At 61.9% G+C, this 19,270-nt stretch carries 15 protein-coding genes; all 15 read right to left on the bottom strand.

All coding sequences use genetic code 11. The features are described from left to right. Positions 1 to 79: 79 nt before the first annotated feature. Positions 80 to 1,753 (bottom strand): DNA repair protein RecN, encoded by a 1,674-nt coding sequence (gene recN, locus H7H48_RS09910; RefSeq protein ID WP_229449231.1) that lies wholly within the window; start codon positions 1,751 to 1,753, stop codon positions 80 to 82. A gap of 8 nt (positions 1,754 to 1,761) precedes the next feature. Further along, a complete protein-coding gene (locus H7H48_RS09905; protein ID WP_370633360.1) occupies positions 1,762 to 2,604 on the bottom strand; it encodes an outer membrane protein assembly factor BamD in 843 nt (280 codons plus the stop codon). A gap of 171 nt (positions 2,605 to 2,775) precedes the next feature. Continuing rightward, positions 2,776 to 3,714, bottom strand: a complete 939-nt coding sequence (lpxC, locus tag H7H48_RS09900; protein ID WP_229448893.1) for a UDP-3-O-acyl-N-acetylglucosamine deacetylase — start codon at positions 3,712 to 3,714, stop codon at positions 2,776 to 2,778. Positions 3,715 to 3,989: 275 nt separating this feature from the next. Then, the gene (gene ftsZ / locus H7H48_RS09895) at positions 3,990 to 5,696 is read right to left on the bottom strand and encodes a cell division protein FtsZ (RefSeq protein ID WP_229448892.1); all 1,707 of its coding nucleotides are present in this window, start codon (positions 5,694 to 5,696) and stop codon (positions 3,990 to 3,992) included. Positions 5,697 to 5,762: 66 nt separating this feature from the next. Next, complete coding sequence (ftsA, locus tag H7H48_RS09890) at positions 5,763 to 7,079, bottom strand: cell division protein FtsA (RefSeq protein ID WP_229448891.1); 1,317 nt, start codon at positions 7,077 to 7,079, stop codon at positions 5,763 to 5,765. Continuing rightward, on the bottom strand, positions 7,076 to 7,996 hold the full coding sequence (locus H7H48_RS09885) for a cell division protein FtsQ/DivIB (RefSeq protein ID WP_229448890.1): 921 nt from the start codon (positions 7,994 to 7,996) through the stop codon (positions 7,076 to 7,078). Before H7H48_RS09885 ends, ftsA begins: the two co-directional genes overlap by 4 nt. Further along, the gene (locus H7H48_RS09880; protein WP_229448889.1) at positions 7,984 to 8,910 is read right to left on the bottom strand and encodes a D-alanine--D-alanine ligase; all 927 of its coding nucleotides are present in this window, start codon (positions 8,908 to 8,910) and stop codon (positions 7,984 to 7,986) included. Before H7H48_RS09880 ends, H7H48_RS09885 begins: the two co-directional genes overlap by 13 nt. A gap of 307 nt (positions 8,911 to 9,217) precedes the next feature. Further along, positions 9,218 to 10,180 carry a UDP-N-acetylmuramate dehydrogenase gene (gene murB / locus H7H48_RS09875; protein WP_229448888.1) on the bottom strand — a complete coding sequence of 321 codons (963 nt, stop codon included), beginning with the start codon at positions 10,178 to 10,180 and terminating at the stop codon, positions 9,218 to 9,220. Further along, positions 10,177 to 11,580 (bottom strand): UDP-N-acetylmuramate--L-alanine ligase, encoded by a 1,404-nt coding sequence (gene murC, locus H7H48_RS09870; protein ID WP_229448887.1) that lies wholly within the window; start codon positions 11,578 to 11,580, stop codon positions 10,177 to 10,179. Before murC ends, murB begins: the two co-directional genes overlap by 4 nt. Beyond that, positions 11,577 to 12,701 (bottom strand): undecaprenyldiphospho-muramoylpentapeptide beta-N-acetylglucosaminyltransferase, encoded by a 1,125-nt coding sequence (murG, locus tag H7H48_RS09865; RefSeq protein WP_229448886.1) that lies wholly within the window; start codon positions 12,699 to 12,701, stop codon positions 11,577 to 11,579. Before murG ends, murC begins: the two co-directional genes overlap by 4 nt. A gap of 1 nt (position 12,702) precedes the next feature. Further along, positions 12,703 to 13,857 (bottom strand): putative lipid II flippase FtsW, encoded by a 1,155-nt coding sequence (gene ftsW / locus H7H48_RS09860; RefSeq protein ID WP_229448884.1) that lies wholly within the window; start codon positions 13,855 to 13,857, stop codon positions 12,703 to 12,705. Position 13,858: 1 nt separating this feature from the next. Continuing rightward, positions 13,859 to 15,256, bottom strand: coding sequence for a UDP-N-acetylmuramoyl-L-alanine--D-glutamate ligase (murD, locus tag H7H48_RS09855; protein WP_229448883.1), 1,398 nt, complete (start codon positions 15,254 to 15,256; stop codon positions 13,859 to 13,861). A 9-nt stretch (positions 15,257 to 15,265) separates the two neighbouring features. Next, positions 15,266 to 16,348, bottom strand: a complete 1,083-nt coding sequence (gene mraY / locus H7H48_RS09850) for a phospho-N-acetylmuramoyl-pentapeptide-transferase (RefSeq protein ID WP_065814948.1) — start codon at positions 16,346 to 16,348, stop codon at positions 15,266 to 15,268. Positions 16,349 to 16,351: 3 nt separating this feature from the next. After that, entirely contained in the window at positions 16,352 to 17,776 is a 1,425-nt protein-coding gene (locus H7H48_RS09845; protein ID WP_229448882.1) for a UDP-N-acetylmuramoylalanyl-D-glutamyl-2,6-diaminopimelate--D-alanyl-D-alanine ligase, read from the bottom strand. Further along, on the bottom strand, positions 17,773 to 19,227 hold the full coding sequence (locus H7H48_RS09840) for a UDP-N-acetylmuramoyl-L-alanyl-D-glutamate--2,6-diaminopimelate ligase (protein ID WP_229448881.1): 1,455 nt from the start codon (positions 19,225 to 19,227) through the stop codon (positions 17,773 to 17,775). The genes H7H48_RS09845 and H7H48_RS09840 overlap by 4 nt, the downstream gene beginning before the upstream one ends. Positions 19,228 to 19,270 lie beyond the last annotated feature (43 nt).

Raw genomic sequence — 19,270 nt, 5'->3', positions numbered from 1 at the left:
CGCGCGGTTTTGGCAGCCGTCTTTTTACGCAGCTCATCCCTACTGACAAGGCCGGCCATGGTGCCGTGAACAGAAACCGTCAGGAGGCGACCCGGCTTCCCTGCAGCAGGCGCTGGGCGGCAGCGCGCGCCTCGTCCGTCACGGTGGCGCCGGCCAGCATCCTTGCGATCTCTTCCTGGCGCGCATCCGTGTCCATCACCGAAACCCCGGTTGCAACCCGGTCGGTGCCGCCGCTCTTGGCGATCAGATAATGTGTGCCCGCACGCGCGGCCACCTGTGGCGCATGGGTCACCGAGAGCACCTGAATGCGCTCGGAAAGCCGCGCAAGCCGCTGGCCGATGGCATCGGCCACCGCGCCGCCTACGCCCGTATCGATTTCGTCGAACACAAGTGTCGGTGCCGAGCCCCGATCGGCCAGCACCACCTTGAGCGCGAGCAGAAAGCGCGAAAGCTCGCCGCCGGAGGCAACCTTCATCATCGGCCCCGCGCGTGTCCCGGGGTTGGTGCGCACCCAGAACTCCACATGGTCGATGCCGTCTTCGCCACGGTCATCGGCCTCCGTCGCGATCTCGACGATGAACTCTGCCCGCTCCAGCTTCAGTGCCGGCAGTTCGGCCATCACCGCCTTGCTGAGTGCGGCCGCCGTCTCGCGGCGCATTTGCGAAAGCTCCGCCGCCGCCGCGTCATAGGTCGCGACTGCCACCTTCGCGTCCTGCTCCAGCACTGCCAGCCGTTCCTCGCCGGCATCCAGTTCATCCAGATCGCCCACCATGCGCGCACATAGTTCGGCCAGATCATCCACCTGAACATTGTGCTTGCGGGCTGCGGCACGCAGGGCAAAGAGCCGCTCTTCGGTGTCCTCAAGGCGTTTTGGATCGAATTCCGTCGCCCGCATCGCCTCGTCCACGGCCGATTGCGCTGCGTCGAGCGAAAGAAGCGCCGAATCAAGCGGCTCGATGATCCCGTCGAGCAGACCCGGCGCATCCTCCGCCTTACGCTGCAAGCGCCGCAACAGGCTGGAAAGTTGCGAGACCGGCGACGCGTTGCCGGAGAGAACCTCCTGTGCGTCGGAAATATCGCTGGCGATTTTCTCGGCCCGCATCATGCCCGCGCGCTCTTCGGCGAGCATCGCCTCTTCATCCGGGCGCGGATCGAGCTTGGAAAGCTCCTCCACCGAAGCCCTCAGAAAATCGGCCTCTCGCGCAGCCGCTTCCACACGCGCCCTGTGCCGCGCCAGCTCCTGTTCGCATTTGCGCAGATCGCGCCATGCAAGCCGCACGCGCGCAACAGCCTCGCCATGGCCGCCAAATGCATCGAGAAGGTCCCGGTGGATTCCCGCATCCACCAGCGCGCGCTCGTCGTGCTGGCCGTGGATTTCCACCAGCTGACGTCCCACCTGGCGCATCAGCGCCACGCTGGAAGGCTGATCGTTGATGAAGACACGCGTGCGCCCGTCCGCGCTCTGCACGCGACGCAGAATGATATCGCCCTCATCGTCGATCGCGTTCTCAGCCAGCAGGGCGCGCACCGGGTGTGAGGCCGGCAGGTCGAAAACGGCGATCACCTGCCCCTGATCGGCGCCATGGCGCACCAGAGATGCATCACCGCGCCCGCCAAGCGCGAGCGAAAGAGAATCAAGAAGAATGGATTTGCCCGCACCGGTTTCACCGGTGAGCACCGAGAGCCCTCCGGAGAAATCCATGTCGAGGCGTTCAATCAGGACGATATCGCGGATCGACAGGTGAGACAGCATGGTTCGGGTCAGCCGCCCAGAATCGCCGCCCCAGCCTTGGAGATCCACGAACCGGTGTTCTCACGCGGTTCCAGTCCGCCAGACTGCAGAAGGGCGTAGGAGTCCTTGTACCAGTCGCTATCCGGGAAGTTATGCCCAAGGACAGCGGCGGCCGTCTGCGCTTCCGAAACAAGTCCCATGGCGTAATAGGACTCCGTCAGGCGCGCCAGCGCCTCTTCGACATGGCGTGTGTTCGGATAGGTTTCCACCACACCACGGAAACGCCGCACGGCAGCAACATATTCACGCCGTTCGAGGTAATAGCGCCCGATCTGCATTTCCTTGCCGGCGAGCTGATCGCGTGCAAAGCGGATCTTGGCCTGCGCGTCCTCGACATATTCCGAATCCGGCCAGCGCTGCACGACTTCTTCCATCGCTTCAAGCGTACGGCGTGCTTCCCGCTGATCCTGGGTCACGTCCCGAATCTGGCGGAAATAGCTGAGCCCCACAAGATACTGCGCATAGGCCGCATCTTCCGTGGTCGGGTAAAGGGCAACGTAGCGCTTGCCGCCGTTGATTGCCTCGTCATATTTGCCCTGCCGGTAATTGGCGAATGTGTTCATCACCATCGCCTTGCGGGCATATTCGGAATAGGGATGCTGCCGATCGATGGACTCGAACTTGGCGCTTGCCTCCTTCAGACGACCGGCATTCATGTTCGCCAGGGCCTGATTGTAAAGCACATCCGCCGGATCCGTCTGCTCGACATAGGTCGATAGATCCAGGTCTTTCTCGGCATTGCACGCAGCAAGAAGAAGCGAAACGCCAAGCACCGAAGCCGCGGTAACGGCCACCTTGCCTGTCCTGGTCATGCCGGCAACAAAAGTTGAACGCATTTCGCCTCTCGCAAACGGAAAATCAATTTCGGAACGCAGTCATAGAGCATATGACCGCCACGCGGCAACGCTATTGCCTGCCAATCGTACAATTTTGTGGCGTTTCAGCAGGAAAGCCCGTTCGCAAATGCAGCAGAAAAACGCAGTTCAGAGCGTCCAGGGCGCATAAACCGGCGCACTCACAGCCACCATCTCGGCCCGACGCCCCTGCTCACGCCGCGTGGTCTCAACGATCTCATAAGCAGAGCGATCGGTCAGAAGGTGCCGCAGCGCCGCCGCATTGAGCCGGTGCCCGCCACGATAGGAACGAAAACAGCCGATAAACCGAGCACCGGCCAGAGCGAGATCGCCAACCGCGTCGAGCATCTTGTGGCGCACGAACTCATTGGGATAACGCAGGCCTTCCATGTTGATGACCTTGTGGTCCTCACCGATCACGACCGAGTTCTCAAGCGAGGAACCCAGGGCATAGCCTGCAGCCCAAAGGCGCTCGACATCCTTGATGAAACCGAAGGTGCGCGCGCGCGCGACCTCCTGGCGGAAATTCTCAGCGTTCAGGTCAAGACTGAGCGACTGACGACCGATCGCCGGGGTCTCGAAGTCGATTTCGACCTCAAAGCGCGTGCCGTCATAGGGGCGAAACTCGGCCCAGGAACCGCCATTGTCGATGCGAACGGGCTTCACGACGCGGATATACCGGCGCTTGACGGAAAGTGTGGCGATACCGGCCTGTTCAAAGGCATCCACAAAGCCGATCGCACTGCCGTCGAGAACAGGCACTTCGCTGCCATCGATCTCGATGACCACATTGTCAATTCCGACAGCCAGAAGAGCGGCCATAAGATGCTCAACCGTGGCGACGGATTCGCCGCGCGCGTCACCAAGGGCGGTGCATAGGTCGGTTTGGCAAACCTCGGAAGCAAGCGCGCGAATCACACGGCCAGTGCCAGCCTCATCGATGCGTTGAAAAACGATACCAGTATCTGGCTCAGCAGGGGAAAAGTGAATGGAGACCGGCTTGCCGCTATGAACACCGATGCCCGACAGAGAGCAGCGTGCTTTGAGTGTCGTCTGATATTCGAGCAAAATGGTCCCCGTGAGCTCTTCGAGGCCGCGCCTCTCAGCGCCAGCTTGTCCAACGTTTCAGGACGACACCCCCAAAATGCGTCCCACACCCCACCGTTATTCGCAACGAAAGATAATGTCGCGCAATACAGACTCCAAATCACGCTTTCTTACTTCATGTTACGGCATAAGAAAAACACGAGTGTCTTATAACTTTTTGAATTATTTACTGAATTTTAACAAAAAGGGGGATGCGTCGCATCCCCCCGATCAACGTTTGTAACAGAGTTTCTCGCCTAGTTGGCTTGCCGGCGAAGAAACGCGGGAATCTCCAGGTGATCCTCTTCCTGGGCACTCCGAGTCTGGGTCGTGAGCCGGCCGTGCTCATCCAGACGCCCCTGGCGCGGTGCATAGAGCTGGCCTTCACTCTCCGGGGCGCGACGCGGCTGAGGAGCAGCTTGGCGCAGTTTCGGCTCGCGGGGCTGCTCGGCATAGCCTTGGTCGCCGTCACGACGGGACAGCCCGTGAGTGAGACGTTTGATAAGCCCCATCGGCCCACGGTCTTCATGCTCCTGCGTCTTTGCTTCCATCTCGGCCTTCACCACCGGGGGGAAATCTTCAACGCGCGGCATCCGGGGAGCGGAAACCTGCTCCTCCTGAACCCGCATCTGCGGCTGTGGCTCGGTGTGTTCAGCCACAGGGGCTGGCTGGACCGGCTTGGGTGCAGGTGCAGCGGCGCGCGGAGCCGGCTGTACGGGCTGAGCAGTACGGAAGAGCGAGCTCTGCGGCTGGAAGCCGCCATTGCTCATGGCCGGACGTGCAGCCTGGGTGGCAGCAGGTGCAGCAGCGGGTGTTGCAGCTGGCGCCGAAGCAGGCTCCGAATTCGTACGCTCAGCCTGACGAATGGCTTCCGCCACCGGGTCAGAGGCAGGCTGCGGCTTCGCCTCAACAGCAGCCGCTGCCGGACGCTGCGCCTCAATGGTCCGAGGTGGCTGCATGGTACGCGTTGCCGTGGCGGGGGCGGAAATTTCGGCAGCGGACTTGTCGATGCCGGTTGCCACGACGGAGACGCGGATAACGCCTTCGAGATCTTCGTCGAAAGTCGCGCCAAGAATGATGTTCGCGTCCGGATCCACTTCCTCGCGGATGCGGGTTGCTGCCTCGTCCACCTCGAACAGGGTCAGGTCGCGTCCGCCGGTGATCGAGATCAGAAGGCCGCGCGCGCCCTTCATGGAGCTCTCGTCCAGAAGCGGGTTGGCGATGGCAGCTTCGGCAGCGGCCATTGCACGGCCCTCGCCGGAAGCCTCGCCCGTGCCCATCATGGCTTTGCCCATCTCGCGCATCACCGAACGGACGTCGGCGAAGTCGAGGTTGATCAGGCCTTCCTTGACCATCAGGTCTGTGATGCAGGCAACGCCCGAATAGAGCACCTGGTCCGCCATCGCAAAAGCGTCGGCGAAGGTGGTTTTGTCATTGGCGATGCGGAAGAGGTTCTGGTTCGGAATGACAATGAGCGTGTCGACGCACTTTTGCAGTTCCTCGATGCCGGCTTCCGCCGTCTTCATGCGGCGCTGGCCTTCGAAGTGGAACGGCTTGGTGACGACGCCAACGGTCAGAATACCCTTTTCGCGGGCAGCGCGTGCCACGACGGGCGCAGCACCGGTGCCCGTACCACCGCCCATGCCGGCGGTCACGAAGCACATATGGGTCGAGGACAGGTGATCGACCAGCTCGTCGATGCATTCTTCGGCGGCGGCCTTTCCAACTTCCGGCTGCGAACCGGCACCCAGTCCTTCGGTCACGGCAGCACCAAGCTGGATCAGGCGCTCTGCCTTGGACTGGGTCAGCGCCTGTGCGTCGGTATTGGCGACGACAAACTCGACGCCCCGCAGGCCAGCATTGATCATGTTGTTGACGGCATTGCCGCCCCCGCCCCCGACACCGAACACGGTGATGCGTGGCTTCAGCTCGGTAATATCCGGCTTCTGCAGATTGATAGTCATTGTCCTCGTCCTTTCCGCCTTTGCCGCCGCCTCGCCGCCGCGGTCGTCATTTGGGGCGCGCCCCCGCTAGAAGTTGCTTTTCAGCCATTGGCTGACGCGCTGGAACCGGCCGCCAGTGCCGGTCGCGCGAGTGAATATGCCGCTCTTGCCGCCGCGGCCACGGTTCTCGAATTCCGCCACCTGCGGATAAATCAACAGCCCCACGGATGCGGAAAAAGCCGCTCCCTTGGCCGCTTCGGGCAGCCCCGCCACGCCGAGCGGACGCCCGAGCCTGACATTGCGCCCAAACAGCCGCCGGGTTGCCTCGGGAAGACCAACAAGCTGGCTTGCCCCGCCCGTAAGCACAACGCGGCGCCCCACAAGGCCGCCATAGCCGGAGCGGTTGAGCTTGTCGCGCACCATCTCCAGCGTTTCTTCGATGCGCGCGCGGATGATCCTTGTCATCACCGCGCGCGGCACCTGTATCGGTTGTTCACTCGGATCCGCGCCCATCGGGTGGATGGAAACGATATCCCTGTCGTCGCTCGAAGAGATCAGCGCCGAGCCGTGCATCACCTTCAGCCGCTCCGCATCCTCGAGCCGCGCCGACAGCCCACGCACCAGATCCATCGTCACATGGTTGCCGCCGACCGGCAGCGCATCGGCCCACACGAACTTGCCCTCCGCGAAAACGGAGATCGTCGTCGTACCGCCGCCCATGTCGATGCAGGCCGCGCCCATCTGCGCCTCGTCGTCCACCAGTGCCGCCAGGCCGCTCGCATAGGGCGTTGCCACCATGCGCTCGACCGAAAGATGCGAGCGGTTGATGCAAAGCTCCAGATTGCGCAGCGGCGCCGCATCGGCTGTCAGGATGTGCATGTCGACGCCGAGTTCCGCACCGACCATCCCGCGCGGATCGCGAATGCCGCGCTCGGCATCGAGGCTGAACCCCGTCGCCAGCGAATGCACCACCTCGCGCTCGGTCTCCAGCCCCTGCCGCGCACCAGCCGCGAGAACGCGGTTGATGTCGGACTGGGCGACTTCGTGACCGCCAAGATTGATCGACGCCGAGATCGTCTCGCTGCGCAGCCGCCCCGCCGATACGTTGACGATCAGCGAATCCACGGTCAGCCCCGCCATGCGCTCGGCCGCATCCACAGCCAGCCGGATCGCTTCCTCGGCCCGGTCGAGATCGACGATCACGCCCGACTTCATGCCCTGCGATTGCTGATGGCCAATGCCGATGACCTTCACACGATGCGTGCGATGGCGCAGTGCCCGCCCCTCTTCCGCCGGCATCAGCCTGGCGATGATGCAGCAGACCTTGCTCGACCCGACATCAAGCACGGTAATGATGCCGGAGCGACGGGCAGCACCCTTTTTGGGATCTGATAACCAGCTCATATCTGCGCCCCGTCTGCAATTCGCGTCTTGTAGCGCTCACGCATCGCGTCCTGGTGCGCCTTGGCAGCTTCTTCCGAAAGACCGATCGCCATACGATCGGGCAGCCGCATGTCCACCGAAGTGATTTCGCGCGACAGAAGACCATTCTTGCGATCAAGGGCGGCGAGCGTCGCCAGCGTCAGCGCCTCGTTCTTCTCGGGCAGCTTCACGGTAACGCCATTCTTAAGCCGCAAATCCCAGCGCCTGTCCCCCACGCGGATATAGGCCCGCACCTCGTTCGCGATGGAGGGATGCCTGGCCACTTTGGCAATGAACTCAGGCCCGGCCTCGCGCGCGCCGACACCGATCACCATCGGCAGCGTCGTATACCGACCACCATCGAACGGCGCGATCACGGAGCCGTCTTTTTCGATCAGCGACAGCTCGTTGCCGTGCTGCCAGATCGCAAAGGCCTTCTTCTCGGTGATGTCCACTTCGAGCGTGGCCGGGTAGACCTTGCGCACGGCAACACCTTCGACCCAGGGCAGACCGGAAAGACGTTGCCTGGCATCCTCGGCATTGAAGCCCACCAGAGCCGTCCAGCCGTTCAGACCGACCTCCTGCAAAACATCGATTTCTGAGGTTTCCTGATTGCCGATCACGTTGACCTGCGCGATTGCAAGTCCCGTCCGCGCGGTCACGCTCTGCAGCACCTGTGGCAGATGTCCGCCCGCAACGACGCCGTAAACCGCCGTGGCTCCAAGCAGCACCGCAGTCGCGATCGTAGCGCCATAACGCGGCGCTTCGACTTCACCCGCATTGACCCTGTGCATGAAACGCGCCGGACGGCGCAGCCAGCGCGGCAATACGATGTCGCCTGCGCGAAAGCGTCCGCCGCTCCGGCCAGTCCCGGCTTGAGATGACGTCAGCGAGAACACGAGGCGTCCTCCACAATCCAACTCAACAATTCACCAAACCCAATTCCCGCCGCAGCGGCGATCTCGGGCACCAGAGAGGTTGGCGTCATGCCGGGCTGCGTGTTCACCTCCAACCAGACAAGCTCCCCATCATCGGATTTGCGATCGTCGAAACGGAAGTCGGACCGGGACACGCCCCGGCAGCCAATAGCCTTGTGTGCCTTAAGGGCCAGTGTTTCTATTTTTTGGTAAATATTTGGTGAAAGTTTTGCCGGGCATTCGTGTTTTGAGCCCCCGGGAACGTATTTTGAATCATAATCGTAAAAGGCGTGCCCAACCGGAATGATCTCCGCGATGCCAAGCACCCGATCCCCCATCACCGCGCAGGTGAATTCACGCCCCGCAATGTAGCGCTCCACCATCACGCGCTCGCCGTATTGCCACTCGGTGGACCCGATGATCTGCGGCGGGTTGCTCTGCCCTTCGGTGACAATGACCACACCGAAGCTCGACCCCTCATTGACGGGTTTCACCACATAGGGCGGCGCCATGGGGTGCTCATTGCCGATCTCGAAACGGTTCACCACCAGCGCATCGGCAACGGGAATACCCTCAGCCTTCGCCACCGTCTTGGCGAGCTGTTTGTCCATGGCCAGCGCGGATGCGAGCACGCCCGAATGCGTGTAGGGGATGTCGAGATATTCGAGAATCCCCTGGATCGCCCCATCCTCACCGAATGGACCGTGCAATGCATTGAAGGCGACATCCGGGTTGAGCTCGGACAGGACACGCGCCACATCGCGCCCGACATCGACGCGCGTGACGGCATATCCCTCAACCTCGAGAGCATCGGCACAGGCAGAGCCGGAAGAAAGACTGACGGGCCGTTCAGAGGAAAAACCTCCCATAAGCACGGCAACGTTCTTTCTCTTCATGGTCCGGCTACCCCCTTGTCCGGCCGCCCAGAATTTTGGGCGATAAGCTGCATTGGCCGAGTGAGACCTCCTCGATTAGGAAAGCCCCCGACCCGAACGCCGCGACTCAAATCAGTGATTACTTATGAGCCAAAGAATCAGAGGTTTGATTCCATGGCAAGGGCTTGAGATTCCCGAAGATTCAATTTTCTGAAAATTTTACACTTTGTGAACGCGAACACCCCTGCCGCGCAACTTGACACGACACAAATGAAGGCGCCTCACGATCGGAACAGAACCCGCCTCATGCGCAGGCTTGGTTTCATCCTCAGAGCATTTGCCCCAACAGCGGATCGATCTCGCGCCCCGGCCTGAATTCGCCGATGCGTTTGATCTCCCACTCCAGGCGAATCCCTGAATGCTCAAGCACGCGCGCCCGGACCGTTTCACCGAGATACTCGAGATCGTACCCGCTCGCCGTACCCGTGTTGATCATGAAATTGCAGTGCATGGGCGACATCTGCGCACCGCCGATGGTAAGCCCGCGGCATCCGGCCTTGTCGACTTCCTTCCAGGCCGATGTGCCGGGAGGGTTCTTGAATGTCGAACCACCCGTCTTCTCGCGCACCGGCTGCACGGTCTCGCGATGGTGCTGCACCGCATCCATCTCTTTCTGGATCGTCTCCCGGTCTTCGGGGTAGCCCTCCATCAGGGCGGAGGTGAAGATCAGATCTTTTGGCACCGAGGAATGGCGGTAGTCGTATCCCATATCGGCGTTCGAGAAGACGTGCAGGTCGCCCTTCCGGTCGAGCGCGCGCACTTCCACGACCCGCTCCCTGGTCTCGACGCCATTGGCGCCCGCATTCATGCGCAGCGCCCCACCCAGTCCGCCGGGTATGCCGTGATAGAAGTGAAAACCACCGATGCCCGCCTCAAGCGCCGCTGCTGCGAGCCGCTTGTCGGGGATGGCCGCTCCGGCTCGGATTTGCGTATCGGAAACGATCTCCGCCTGGCCGAATCCCTTGGCCGACAGGCGCACCACAAAACCACGAATGCCGCCTTCGCGCACAAGCAGGTTCGAACCGATCCCCACCATGGTCACCGGAATGTCCTCCGGCACCGCCTTCAGGAAGGCAGCCAGATCCTCTTCATCAGCGGGCTGAAACAGCGCGTCAGCAGACCCGCCAGCGCGAAACCAGGTGATCTTGTCCATGCCGGCGTCGGGTGTCAGACGCCCCCGCAGCCCCGACAGACGATCCCCGAGACGGTCGAGCAGAGCGGCCCCGCTCATCCATTCGCCCCCAGTTCGTCAGGAAGCGCATAGGCCCATTGCGTGATGTTGCCGGCCCCCAGATAGACAATGAAATCGCCCTCTTCCGCCCAGCTCCGTACTATAGGTTCCACCGCCTCCGGTCCCTCGATATGGGCAACGTCCCGATGTCCGGCCGCACGAATCCGTGCCACCAGCGCCTCGGACGACACGCCTTCGATCGGGTCTTCACCGGCAGCATAGACCGGGGCAATCAACACTTTGTCGGCCTCGTTGAAGCAAGCCGCAAAATCATCGTAGAGATCGTGCAGGCGCGAATAACGGTGCGGCTGAGCAATGGCGAGAATACGCCCCTTGCATGCTTCCCGAGCGGCTTTCAGAACCGCACGGATCTCCACCGGGTGATGCCCATAATCGTCGAAAACGCTCACGCCGTTCCAGTTTCCTGTGAGCGTGAAACGGCGTTTAACGCCGCCAAAGCCCGCAAGGCCTGTCCGGATCGCCTCATGGTCGATGCCCAGTTCATGCGCCACGGCAATCGCCGCCGTCGCGTTCGAAACATTGTGTTTTCCGGGCATGGGCAGGCGCAGTCCCTCGAGCGTTTCCGTGCCACCCGTCTTGCGATCGCGGAAGGTCACGTCAAACACGGAAACAGGCCCATCCATCCGGTGGTTGGAAAAGCGCACATCCGACTGCGGGTTTTCGCCATAAGTGACCACCCGGCGATCCTCGATCCGCCCAACAAGCGCCTGAACTTCGGCGTGGTCGATACACATGGAAGCAAAGCCATAAAACGGTACATTCTCGACAAACTGGCGAAACGCAGCGCGCAATTTGTCGAAATCACCATAATGATCGAGATGCTCCGGATCGATATTGGTGATGACGGCAATTTCCGCGGGCAGCTTCAGGAAGCTTCCATCGCTTTCATCGGCCTCCACCACCATCCAGTCGCCCGCGCCCATCCGGGCATTGGTGCCGTAGGCATTGATGATGCCGCCATTGATGACTGTCGGATCGAATCCACCTGCATCGAACAGGGCAGCCACCATCGAAGTGGTTGTGGTCTTGCCGTGTGTTCCTCCGATGGCAACCGCCTGGCGAAATCGCATCAGTTCGGCCAGCATTTCCGCGCGACGCACGATCGGAAGGTGCTTTTCACGCGCGGCCACGAGTTCCGGGTTGTTTTTCTTGATGGCCGTGGAGACAACAATGACCTCGGCCTCACCGAGATTTTCGGCGGCATGTCCCACGAAAACCTCGATCCCCTTCTCGCGCAAACGCACAACATTGGGATTTTCGGCCTGATCCGACCCTTGCACCTGGTACCCCAGCGTATGCAGAGCTTCCGCGATACCACTCATGCCGATGCCGCCGATGCCGACGAAGTGCACGGTTCCGATCGTCTCCGGCATTTTCATGCGTGGCTTCCTTCTTTCACTGATTTGGCAGATTGGCCGGAGGCAATAGCCTCAACGAGGTCTGCAAGCAACGTGGCCGCATTCGTTTTACCCACGCCATGCGCTGCCGCGGCCATGTCGGCGAGGCGTTGAGGCTGCTCCATCGCTCCTCCGATCAGTTCGGCAAGACGCTCGGGGCTGAGCGTGGCCTGCGGATGGAGTTCAGCCCCCCCGGCGCGCTCCAGCGCTGCTGCATTGGCTGCCTGATCGTGGTCGAGCGCATGCGGGTAGGGCACCAGAAAGGCCGGTCGGCCAATCGCTGCAATCTCCGAAACGGTCGAGGCACCCGAACGCGATATCACCAGATGGCTCTCGGCAATGCGCCGCGCCATATCGTTGAAAAATGTCGAAACCTCTGCCGGCACACCAAGCTTGTCATAAGCGGCACGAACTTCCGCTTCGTCTTCCGGTCGCGCCTGTTGAGTGACGCGAAGGCGTTTGATTTGCTTCGGCGCGAGCTTCGCGATGGCAGGAGGGATGGCATCGGAAAAAAACTGCGCCCCCTGGCTGCCGCCAAAAACAAGCAAACGAAATGCGGCCTGCGAATCTGCCGCTCGGTAAGCCTCGCCAGCCGCCTCAATAACTGCCGGACGGACCGGATTGCCCGTCATGAAAATCTTGTCGGCAAACGGTCCCTCATCGGCCAGAAAGCCACCGGCAATGGCCTCCACACGCGATGCCAGCGCCTTGTTGGCACGCCCCATCACGGCGTTCTGCTCATGGATCAACGCGGGAATACCTCTTCGCGTCGCCGCCCAGAGCGGCGGCAGGGTCGGGTACCCGCCGAAGCCGACCACCGCGGCGGGCTTCAGCCGCTGCATCAGCGCCGAGGCCTGCTTGACGCCACGCCAGATGGTCCAGCCCGCTTTCAGAAGCGCAATCGGGTTTTTCGAACCGAATGTGGCGCTCTCAATGACATGGGTTTCCTCGGCGGGGAAATCGCCGGAGAAGCGCGCTGCCCGCTTGTCTGTCGCCAGATGCACCTGCCACCCACGCGCGTGTAGCGCATGTGCCAGCGCTTCAGCCGGAAAGAGATGACCGCCGGTCCCACCGGCGGCAAGAAGGATCGTGCCACGTTTCATATCAGTTCGCGATCGCCTCGTGTCCCGATGCCGGCGCATAGGCCACAGGGCGGCGCTTCTCCGGTTTGCGGCGCGTCAGCGCCAGCACGAAACCCATGGAAATGGCCATGGCGATCAGCGACGAACCGCCATAGGAGATGAAGGGCAACGTCATACCCTTGGCCGGCAGCATACGGACATTCACACCCATGTTGATGATTGACTGAAAACCAAACAGGATAACGAGGCCGCTCACCGCATAGCGTGTGAAGTCATCCTCCTCACGCCGCGCTTTCGTCAGCCCGCGCAAGACCACAAAGGCAAACAGCCCAAGCAGGATCAGACACAGGATGATGCCGAACTCCTCACCGGCAACCGCAAAGACAAAATCCGTGTGGCTGTCAGGCAGGATACGTTTGACGGTCCCTTCGCCAGGACCACGTCCAAACCAGCCGCCGCGGGTTATCGCCTCGATGCTCATATCCACCTGATAGGTGTCACCCTCACCGGTCAGGAAGCGGTCGATGCGGTCGGCCACGTGAGGGAAAATCGTGTAGGCAAGAAATGCCCCGCCTGCACCCAATGCACCAAGCACCGCAATCCACAGCCATGGCATTCCGGCGATGAAGAACATCGCCCCCCAGGTGCCGAGAACCAGCATGGTCTGGCCGAGATCAGGCTGGGCCACCAGAAGCGCGATCACGAGCCCCAGAAGAAGCATTGCGAACAGGTTGCCCGGGATCTCCGGCTGCCGGGCGTGCTCATGAAAGAGCCACGCGCAGATCACCACAAAGGCCGGCTTCAGATATTCGGAAGGTTGGACGGACACTCCGAATACATAGAGCCAGCGCCGCGAACCCTTGACTTCCATGCCCGCAAAAAGGGTGACCACCATCAGAACCAGCGCGCCCGCAAGCATGACGAGGGCGACCCGACGTACCTGACGCGGACTGAGGAAGGAAATCGCGATCATGACCACCAACGCAGGCAGCATGTAAACGATCTGGCGCGTGACGAAATGAAAACTCGACAAGCCGATGCGCTCCGCCACGGCGGGGCTTGCCGCAAACGACAGGACCACGCCCAGCCCCATCAGCATGAGGAAGGCCGCGAGAAACCACCGGTCAATGGTCCACCACCAGTTAGCCACCGGGCTGCGATCGGTGCGGCTCACCATGTCACTTGCTCCCCATCATTTCGGTACCGGCGAGCGAACGCACCGCTTCGCGGAAGGCATCGCCACGCACCTCAAAATTTCTGAACTGATCGAAACTCGCACAGGCTGGCGAAAACAGAACAACAGATTCCGGCGCGGGATCGCCCGCCGCATCGCGCGCCGCATGGTCTACGGCTTTGTCTATCGTACCCGAAATCTCGAACGTCGTCGCCTCCCCGATGGTGGCAGCGAAAGCCGGTGCCGCCTCGCCAATGAGGTAGGCCTTGGCGATCCGCGGGAAGAAACTCTTCAGCGTGTCGATCCCGCCTTCCTTGGGCAGTCCGCCGGCGATCCAGTAGATGCGCTCAAAACTCGCCAATGCTCGTTCTGCCGCGTCGGCATTGGTGGCTTTCGAGTCATTGACGAAGAGGACCCGCCCCCGGCGCGCCACCTGCTCCATCCGGTGGGCGAGCCCCGGAAAACTGTTGAAACCGGCCTGAATTTCATCGGCCGTCAGGCCGCACTCGAGACAGGCCGCGAGGGCCGCCAGCGCATTCTGAGCGTTGTGTGCGCCACGCAGAGATCCGATGCCTTCAAGCGTCGCCAGTTTCTCCGCAACGCCACGAGCAGCCCGCATGAGATCGGAACCCTTGAGATAAAACCCGTCAGAGAGCGATGAGGTCGCCGAGATGCGCTGAAGCCTGCGACCCTGCTTTTCAAGCCGGTTGGCGATGTGCCGGCAGTCGGGATCGTCGACACCGACAATCGCCAGCCCGCTCCTGGCCACCAAACGTTCCTTGATACCCGCGTAATTCTCGAAGGAGCCGTGCCGGTCCAGATGGTCGGGCGAAAGATTGAGCAGAATGCCAACGGAAGGATCAAGCGTCGGAGCAAGATCGATCTGATAGGAGGAACATTCCACCACGTGGTATCGATCAGCAGCAGGAGGTTCGAGCGTCATCACGGCCCGGCCGATATTGCCGCCCATCTGCGTGTCGCGTCCCGCACTTTTGAGAATGTGTGCGATCAGAGCCGTTGTCGTGCTCTTGCCGTTGGTGCCGGTAATGGCAACAAACGGTGCCCCAGATGCATGGACCCGGCGCTCGCGTGCGAAAAGCTCCACGTCGCCGATGATTTCCACTCCCGCTGCCCGCGCCAGATCCACACTCCAGTGCGGACGCGGATGCGTCAGCGGCACACCCGGTGAAAGGACGAAGGCCTCCTGCCTGTTCCAGTCGATGTTGCGCAGATCTCCGGTCGGCACTCCTTCACCCGCCGCCCGCGCCACGCTGTCGGGGTTGTCGTCGAACGCCGTCACCCGCGCCCCGCCGGCCATCAGCGCGTGGGCGGTGGCGATACCCGAACCGCCGAGCCCGAAAAGGGCGATGGTCCTGTTGTTGAAAACCGTGGCCGGGATCATTCGCGACCCCTAACGCAGCTTGAGCGTGGAGAGCCCGATGAGGGCAAGCAGCACGGCGATAATCCAGAACCGGATCACCACCTGACTTTCCGTCCAGCCGAGCTTTTCGAAATGATGGTGGATCGGCGCCATCAGGAACACGCGTTTTCCGGTCATTTTGAAGACCGCCACCTGGATGATCACCGACAGGATTTCCACCACGAACAGCCCGCCGATAATGGCGAGCACGATCTCGTGTTTGGTGGCCACGGCCACCGAGCCGATCAGGCCACCCAGCGCCAGTGATCCGGTGTCCCCCATGAAGATCGCCGCCGGCGGTGCGTTGAACCACAGGAAGCCGAGCCCCGCGCCGATCACGGCTCCGAGGATCACCGCCAGCTCACCCGTGCCGGGCACGAAATGGATCTGCAGATAGTTGGCGAAAATGGCGTTGCCGGAGAGATAGGCGATCACGCCGAATGAAGCCGCCGCCACCATCACCGGCACGGTGGCAAGCCCGTCGAGCCCGTCCGTCAGGTTCACCGCATTGCCCGCCCCGACGATCACGAAAGCCGCGAACGGGATGAAGAAAATACCGAGATTGAGCAGGAAATCCTTGAAAAACGGAAAAGTGAGCGACGAGGAAAATGGCGCCTGCCCCGCCTGCATGATGGTCCATGCCGCAAGCCCCGCGATCAGGAATTCCGCCGAAAGTCGCGCCTTGCCCGAAAATCCAAGATGCGACTGTTTCGTCACCTTCAGATAATCGTCGTAGAATCCGATGGCGCCAAACCCCACCGTCACCATCAGCACCACCCAGACATAAACGCTGGAAAGGTTTGCCCACAGCGCGCACGAGCCCAGAATGCCCGACAGCATCATGAGCCCGCCCATGGTCGGCGTACCGGCCTTCTTGAAATGGGTCTGCGGCCCGTCGGCACGGATCGGCTGTCCCTTGCCCTGCCGCACCCTGAGCGATGCGATGATCATCGGCCCGAACAGAAAAACGATCAGCGCCGAGGTGATCAGCGCGCCGCCGGTGCGGAAAGTGATGTAACGGAATACGTTGAAGACCGAAACTTCATCGGCCAGTTCAACGAGCATCATGAGCATGGATCAGTCCCCCGTCGCCGCGCCCGGATAGGTGTTGATAAAGGCGTCGACCAGTTTGTTGAAGCCGATGCTCTTCGAAGATTTGATCATCACGGCGTCGCCCGGCTTCACCGCGTTGATCACAAGTTCGCGCAATTCGTCCGTCGTCTCGCGATATTCCACCGGCAGCCCCTCCGGCAGCGCCTCAGCCAGCGCCTTCATTTCGCGTCCGGCCAGAAACACACAGTCCGTTCCCGCCCCCGTGACAAGATCCGCCAGCCCCGCATGCAGTTTGGGCGCGTGGGTGCCAAGCTCCGCCATGTCTCCGAGAATGGCGATGCGCCGCCCGCCCTCGCCCACGTCCGCGCGCTGCAGCAGATCAAACGCGGCCTCCATCGAGGCCGGATTGGCGTTGAAGCTCTCATCGATCAGCGTGAACGCGCCATCCTCCAGCATCAGCCGGTGCCGCGCGCCACGCCCCGCTTCCGTGCCGAAAGAGCCCAGCGCCATCGCCGCCCTCTCCACATCCGCGCCCGCCAGATGCACAGCACCCAGTGTGGCAAGCGCGTTCTGAACCATATGCCGCCCCGGAACACCGAGCCGCACCTCAGTCTCCTGGCCTTCGATCTTCACGGCAAAGGTGGAGGATTGCGCGCCGCATTCAGCATGCATCAACCGGACATCGGCGCGCGCATTCTCGCCAAATCCCGCAATGGTCTTCACACCGGCTTCCCCGGCAATCGCCGAAAGCAGTTTCCAGCGCTTGTCGTCGCGGTTGACGAGCGCAGCACCGCCCTTCACGACACCTTCGAAAATCTCGCCCTTGGCACGCGCGATCTCATCGACACTCTTGAAGAAGCCGAGATGCGCCGCCGCCACCAGCGTGACAACGGCAATATGCGGGCGCACCATCTTCACCAGCGGGCGAATTTCGTCCGGGTGGTTCATGCCGATCTCGAAAATCGCGAAATCGCAATCGGCCGGCATCCTGGCGAGCGTCAGGGGCACCCCCCAATGATTGTTGAAAGAACGGTCCGCTGCATGAACGCTCCCGCAAGCCGAAAAGGCCTGCCGCATCATGTTCTTGGTAGACGTTTTGCCAACCGAACCGGTCACCGCCACGATCTTGGCGCGGCTGCGCAGGCGCGCGGCGCGGCCCAGATCTTCCATGGCCGTCTGTACATCCGGCACAACAACTTTCGGAACAGCCAACCGCCCGAGCGCCGGCAGCTTCGCCTCGGAAACCACCAGAACGGAGGCTCCCGCCGCCATGGCTGCGGTGGCAAAATCATGTCCGTCGAACCGCTCGCCCTGAATCGCGAAAAAGGCATCGCCCGGCTGCAGCGTCCGCGTGTCGATGGAGATGCCGGTAATCGCCGCGACCGGCTGGCCGAGCGGTCTGCCCCCCGTTGCCTGTACCAGCGCATCATGTGTCCACAAAACGCTCATCGGGCCCGCTCCGCGAGTGCGGCCCGCACTTCCTCATGGTCCGAGAAATGATGTTTTTCGCCGGCGATTTCCTGTCCGGTTTCGTGCCCCTTGCCGGCGACAATCAATGTATCGCCCTCTTCAAGCATCGACACGGCAAACCGGATAGCTTCATGGCGGTCCCCGATTTCACGCGCTCCCGGCGCTGCCGCCATGATGGCGCCCCGGATGGTTGCCGGATCTTCCGATCGCGGATTGTCGTCCGTCACGATCGCCACATCCGCCAGTCGCGCCGCGATCTCACCCATGATCGGGCGTTTTCCCGTGTCGCGGTCACCGCCACAGCCGAAGACGACGATCACCCGCCCTGTCGTGAAGGGGCGGACAGATTTCAGCACGTTCTCCAGCCCATCCGGCTTGTGGGCATAATCCACATAGACCTGGGCGCCGTTTTCGGCCGTCCCCACGAGCTCGAGACGACCCGACGCCCCTTTGAGGGTCTCCAGGGCCGTAAACGCCGTCTCAACCGCCGTTCCGGTGCTGATTGCCAACCCGGCCGCAACCAATGCATTGGCCACCTGGAAATCGCCGGCAAGCGGCAGGTCAACCTCGTAGATAACCCCGTCGACATCCACTTCCGCCCGCTGACGGTGACGCTCGTGTTCAACCCGCTTCAGCGTCAGGAATGTCCCCCGCCGCCCCACCGTGCGCACGTCGAGACCCGCAGCTTGCGCGGCTGCTACCGTTGGTTCGGTCCAGGGATCGTCGGCAAAGACCACCGCAGGCGCTCCCTTCGTAAGGAGCGTGTCGAAGAGCCGGAGCTTGGCCTTGTGATATTCCTCAACCGTTGGATGATAATCCATATGGTCGCGGCCCAGATTGGTAAAACCACCAGCCGATAGCCGCACCCCATCAAGACGGCGCTGGTCTAGGCCATGGCTCGATGCCTCCATGGAGGCATGGCTAACACCCTCACCTGCCAGTTCGTCGAGCAGCCGATGCAGCGCGATCGGATCGGGCGTCGTCAGTTCACCATACTCGTCGCGCCCCGGTGCCACCACGCCGGTCGTGCCGATGCTGGCTGCCGCCAGGCCCGCGTGTTCCCAGATCTGGCGCGTGAATGAGGCCACAGAGGTTTTGCCGCTGGTCCCGGTCACCGCAACCATCGTATCGGGCTGGCGCGGAAAAAAACGCGCCGCGCACAGGGCAAGAGCGTGCCGGGGGTCCTCTGCTTCAATGACAGGAACGCCGGGATCGGAAGAAAGCGCTCCGGGTGCAGCAACGATGGCGGCTGCCCCCTTGCTGGCAGCTTCTGCCGCAAATGCCGCACCATTGGCCTTTGTCCCCGCCAGGGCGAAAAACAGATCCCCCGCCTCTACCTTTCGCGAATCCGCGGAAATCCCCGAGACTTCCGCTTCCGCAGACAACAATCCCTGTTGAGGAAGAATCTCCGCCAATTCACTGAACTTCATGAGGCCCCGGTACTTTCATTTGCGTTTGTTGTCTCGGCACATG

Source organism: Nitratireductor sp. B36 (genome assembly GCF_020833685.1).
Taxonomy (GTDB): Bacteria; Pseudomonadota; Alphaproteobacteria; order Rhizobiales; family Rhizobiaceae; genus Nitratireductor.
The sequence above is the reverse complement of the archived record's forward strand: the minus strand, read 5'-3'. Positions and strand labels throughout refer to the sequence as shown.